Origin of the sequence: Methylophaga sp. UBA1464 (assembly GCF_002325665.1) — a bacterium.
Lineage (GTDB): Bacteria > Pseudomonadota > Gammaproteobacteria > Nitrosococcales > Methylophagaceae > Methylophaga.
In genome coordinates this window covers 1-4108 of the sequence record NZ_DCSO01000108.1, presented here as the reverse complement: position 1 = coordinate 4108, position 4108 = coordinate 1, and the positions used below count along the sequence as shown (strand labels likewise).

The window sequence follows — 4108 nt, the reverse complement described above, 5'->3', positions numbered from 1 at the left end:
AGGTAGGATGTTGGTTAAAAGCAATATTAACCGCATCATCCAAAGTGGCTGGTGCTTTGTCACAGCAGTCATCACCCGGATTGGTAATATTTTCGGGCATCACGCCAACAACTCGCTGAAAGTTGGTTCTGGCATCTTCGATATTACCAAGCTGTGATTCGAGATTGGACTTTGACAGAGCCAATCGTGCCTGAGCCTGATCAACATCTGCCCGACGGCCTACACCACTCTCGGAACGCTGTTGAATTTGTGAAAAAATCGTTTCATGTGATTGCAGATTGGTTTGCGTCAGTTCCAATAGATCCTGCCGACGCAATACATCCAGATAGGCCCCAATCGCCTGCAAACTGGTTCGTTCGGAAATATCGGTTACCGCAAAACCCGCTGAATCAGCAGAAGCGGTAGTACGGTCAACTTCGCTTTTGGTATAAAACCCATCGTACAACATTTGCTTAGCTGTAATGCCAGCCTCACCACGAGTCAGTGTTTCGCTTCCCGGGCGTGTAGCAGGATTTTTGGTATATTCACGCCCATACCCCAAATTCAGGTCAACTTGCGGAGCGTAACCGGCACGGGCTTGATCAATCGTTTTATCAACACTCAGTCGTCGATTGGCTTCGGCCAGAATTTCCGGATTACTCTGTATCGTCTGCTCAACTGCCTGAACCAAAGTCTGTGCCATAAGTGGCGCGTGAAATACCGTCAAGCCGGTAAAGAAGGAAGTACAAAGCGCCAGTAATTTAAAGTTTTTGTTCATTTATCCAACACTCCATCAGCGAACGTCGATTTCAACACGTCGATTCCTTGCCTCAGCAACTTCATCGGCTGTTTCAATGAACAACTCTGATTCGCCCATGCCTTTAGTGGTAATAATATTTTCGGGTATACCCCGACGGATAAGCTCTTGCTGAACTCGTTGCGCGCGACGTTCTGACAAACCTATATTGTATTTTTCAGCGCCCATAGTATCAGTATGTCCGATTACAATCGCCTCAGCAATTTGGCGGGATTTTATTTCATCAAACACTTTTTGAGCAGCTCTTTCTGATTCCGGGGTAAACGTGCTCGTATCAAAAATAAAATATAAACGAGCTCGATATGGTTCTGCGGGTAAGGCCGCCATCGCTGGCGCCATAACAGGATCTGGTTCAACCGGTTTGGCGCAGAAAGGTGATTCTCCCTCTGCCAGCTCCAGTGGCGCTTCAATCTGCTGTCGAATTTCAGAGGTGGGCGTTTCAGGCCCAAATGTATTGACCGCACTACTGTATACGCTACACCCTGAAATCATTGCGTAAATGAACAGTAAACATAAGGTTCGAAATATATTTGTCAGCATCATGGCGCTTCTTTAATGAGTTGATTAACTTTTACGGATAATGTTGAACATGAAGCCGCCAGCATCGTGGTTGGAGTATGCACTTTAATGGCATCAAGGTTTTTTGCCGTTAATTTCCCTCCCACTAATGCGAGTGTTCCATTTTCTACAGATAAATCTGCCAGTCCCCTTTGGGTGACGTTATCAAACTGATAAACATCAATTGAGAACAGGGTATTTGGACCTGCACCCAGGCGGGTATCGTCGCTAAACAAAATCCCCACACTACTATCGCTGTCCGTTTGCAGTTTGTCAGCAATGTGGATTTCATCGCCCAAAACAACCTTAACCGGTTCACCCGCTCGGATCAGTTGTACGTTTCCCACTAATGTCTTTACGACTCCTACACTTTGCGCGTGCAATGCCGACGAAAATAGCAGTGAGCATGATAATAGAGTTAACGCTATTTTTTTTGACAACATCATTCTTTAACCATCCATTGGTCAAACCAGTTTGAGTTTTCAGCTAAAGCTTATGGCGAAACAAATCCCATTAATTTTATTGCTCAGCCTTGTATGAGGCCTATGGCTCGAAAGGCTATCGCCAACACTATGTGAACTCTGTCACATTTTTTAAGATTTGAACACATTCTAACAACAAAAATTAGCTTTGGATTTACTTGTTAATTTTGCGGCATCTTCTTATCTAGCAAAAAATAACTCTTTTGATTTGACTGCAACCAAATTGATCGGCATTAATAGACGCAGGGTGAAGAAAATACAATAAACAAATGTAGCTATAACGTTGGGAATGACTGAAAGCGATGTCCCACCGCTCGATCTATACATTAAAGATTGAACTTTGCTTCAGTCTTTTTTCAACTCCATTTCAATTGAATTAAGGAAATATGTATGAAAATTACAGCAGCATTTTTATCGTTATTTTTTATCTTCGGCTTATCGGCCTGCAACACCATCGAAGGTGCAGGTAAAGATGTAGAGGCAGCAGGCAGTGCAGTAGAAGAATCAGCAAGAGAAAATAAAAACTACTAGGTTTTGTATAATGATAAAGCCCGGCTGACACTTAAAGTTAGCCGGGCTTTTTTTATGATTGCTGATTAATGCTTCAGAATAACGTACAGGGCGTGAATAATGCCTGGAATGAACCCCAGCAGTGTGAGCAAGATACTTAACCAGAAATGCCCTTTAAAGCCAACTTCCAGAAATACCCCTAAAGGCGGAAGTAAAATAGCAAACAGAATTTTGATTGGATCGGTCGCGGTAAAAGCCATTGTGTTTCCTTTGATTTGCTTTGTTGATTACTCCATTGGGTTTAATTATAGACACACTTCAGTAATCCACCTTAACCTGTGTTTAATCAAAGCATAAATGACTTCCCACCTGGCTGTTGCTTAACCTATCATGATCAGATTTGTATCTGACAAATAAATGAAGGATTACCCCGTGGATAAACCTGAAGAAACACAAAAGCCTTCACTAGATGATGAAACTCTGGCACTGGCGCAACAGCTGTTTGACCTCGCCCGCCAGGGTAATGTCGAAGCATTAAGAAAACCGCTGGAACTGGGCTTGGCTCCCAATATTCGTGACAGAAATGGCAACAGCCTGTTAATGCTGGCCGCCTATAATGGGCATGAAACGATGACCCGACTTTTACTACAACACGGTGCCGATCCGGAACTGGCTAATTTACGCCACCAATCACCGCTGGCAGGTGTCGCTTTTAAAGGATATGTAAATATTGCTCGAATACTGATAGAACATGGTGCTGATGTTAATGCCACCACCCCAGATGGAAAAACATCTCTGATGTTTGCAGCTATGTTCAATCAAACAGCAATGATGGAATTATTACTCTCTCATGGTGCTAATGCTGATTTTCAGGCGGCCGATGGCATGACGGCCATGAGTCTGGCTCAATCAATGAATGCTCAGGACAGTATTCAGCTATTGTCCAATCGTTAGTCATTGTCCATAAGCATAACTTTTTCTTATACGCTTCATAAAAATATCTAACTTCTTTTTATCAAAAAAATATGCCTAAACTGCCTATGGTTTTATTCAGACAAGGTCGATGCTGACTTAAATTCAGTTTCAGCTCCAGTCCTCTTTAAGAAACCATCAGATTTGCAAAGATAAAAAGGTAGGCTTATGGCGTTAATATCAATGCGACAACTGTTGGATTATGCTGCTGAACAACAGTTTGCGATTCCAGCTTTTAATGTCAGTAATATGGAACAGGTCCAGGCTATTATGCAGGCAGCCGACGCCGTCGACAGTCCTGTCATTCTGCAGGGATCGGCTGGTTCACGTTCTTATGCCGGCGAACCCTTTCTGCGTCATCTGATTCTGGCTGCGATAGAACAATATCCACATTTGCCTGTGGTGATGCATCAGGATCATGGATCCGAGCCTGCAGTCTGTGCACGCTCTATCCAATCCGGCTTTAGCTCAGTGATGATGGATGGCTCTTTGATGAGCGATATGAAAACACCTTCGTCTTTTGACTATAACGTCGATGTTACCCGAAGAGTGGTTGAAATGGCGCATGCCTGTGGTGTTTCTGTGGAAGGCGAACTTGGCTGTCTGGGTTCCCTGGAAACCGGAATGATGGGTGAAGAAGATGGCCATGGTTCTGATGACAAACTGGATCACAGTCAGTTATTGACTGATCCGGATGAAGCTGTTGAATTCATCAGACAAACGCATGTCGATGCGCTGGCTGTTGCCATCGGTACCAGCCATGGTGCCTATAAATTCAGCAAGCCACCAA

The 4108-nt window shown here is 43.8% G+C and carries 7 protein-coding genes; 3 read left to right on the top strand and 4 right to left on the bottom strand.

The genetic code is table 11. The annotated features are described in order from the left end of the window. The 3 genes from B3O33_RS14615 to B3O33_RS14605 all read right to left on the bottom strand — a co-directional run. Positions 1-757 (bottom strand): TolC family protein (locus B3O33_RS14615; RefSeq protein ID WP_292363878.1); only part of this gene is annotated, 757 nt, incomplete at its 3' end. Between the two features lie 15 nt (positions 758-772). Further along, complete coding sequence (locus B3O33_RS14610) at positions 773-1339, bottom strand: OmpA family protein (protein ID WP_292360986.1); 567 nt, start codon at positions 1337-1339, stop codon at positions 773-775. Beyond that, entirely contained in the window at positions 1336-1800 is a 465-nt protein-coding gene (locus tag B3O33_RS14605; RefSeq protein ID WP_292360987.1) for an iron dicitrate transport regulator FecR, read from the bottom strand. The genes B3O33_RS14610 and B3O33_RS14605 overlap by 4 nt, the downstream gene beginning before the upstream one ends. 426 nt (positions 1801-2226) lie before the next feature. On the opposite strand from B3O33_RS14605, the gene B3O33_RS14600 reads away from it, so the two are divergent. After that, positions 2227-2367 (top strand): entericidin A/B family lipoprotein, encoded by a 141-nt coding sequence (locus B3O33_RS14600; protein ID WP_292360989.1) that lies wholly within the window; start codon positions 2227-2229, stop codon positions 2365-2367. Between the two features lie 65 nt (positions 2368-2432). On the opposite strand, the gene B3O33_RS14595 is transcribed toward B3O33_RS14600, so the two are convergent. Beyond that, entirely contained in the window at positions 2433-2606 is a 174-nt protein-coding gene (locus B3O33_RS14595; RefSeq protein ID WP_014705602.1) for a YqaE/Pmp3 family membrane protein, read from the bottom strand. Between the two features lie 172 nt (positions 2607-2778). On the opposite strand from B3O33_RS14595, the gene B3O33_RS14590 reads away from it, so the two are divergent. Continuing rightward, entirely contained in the window at positions 2779-3300 is a 522-nt protein-coding gene (locus tag B3O33_RS14590) for an ankyrin repeat domain-containing protein (protein WP_292360991.1), read from the top strand. Positions 3301-3486: 186 nt separating this feature from the next. Then, positions 3487-4108: ketose-bisphosphate aldolase (locus tag B3O33_RS14585; protein WP_292363877.1), on the top strand; the 622-nt coding region annotated here is incomplete at its 3' end.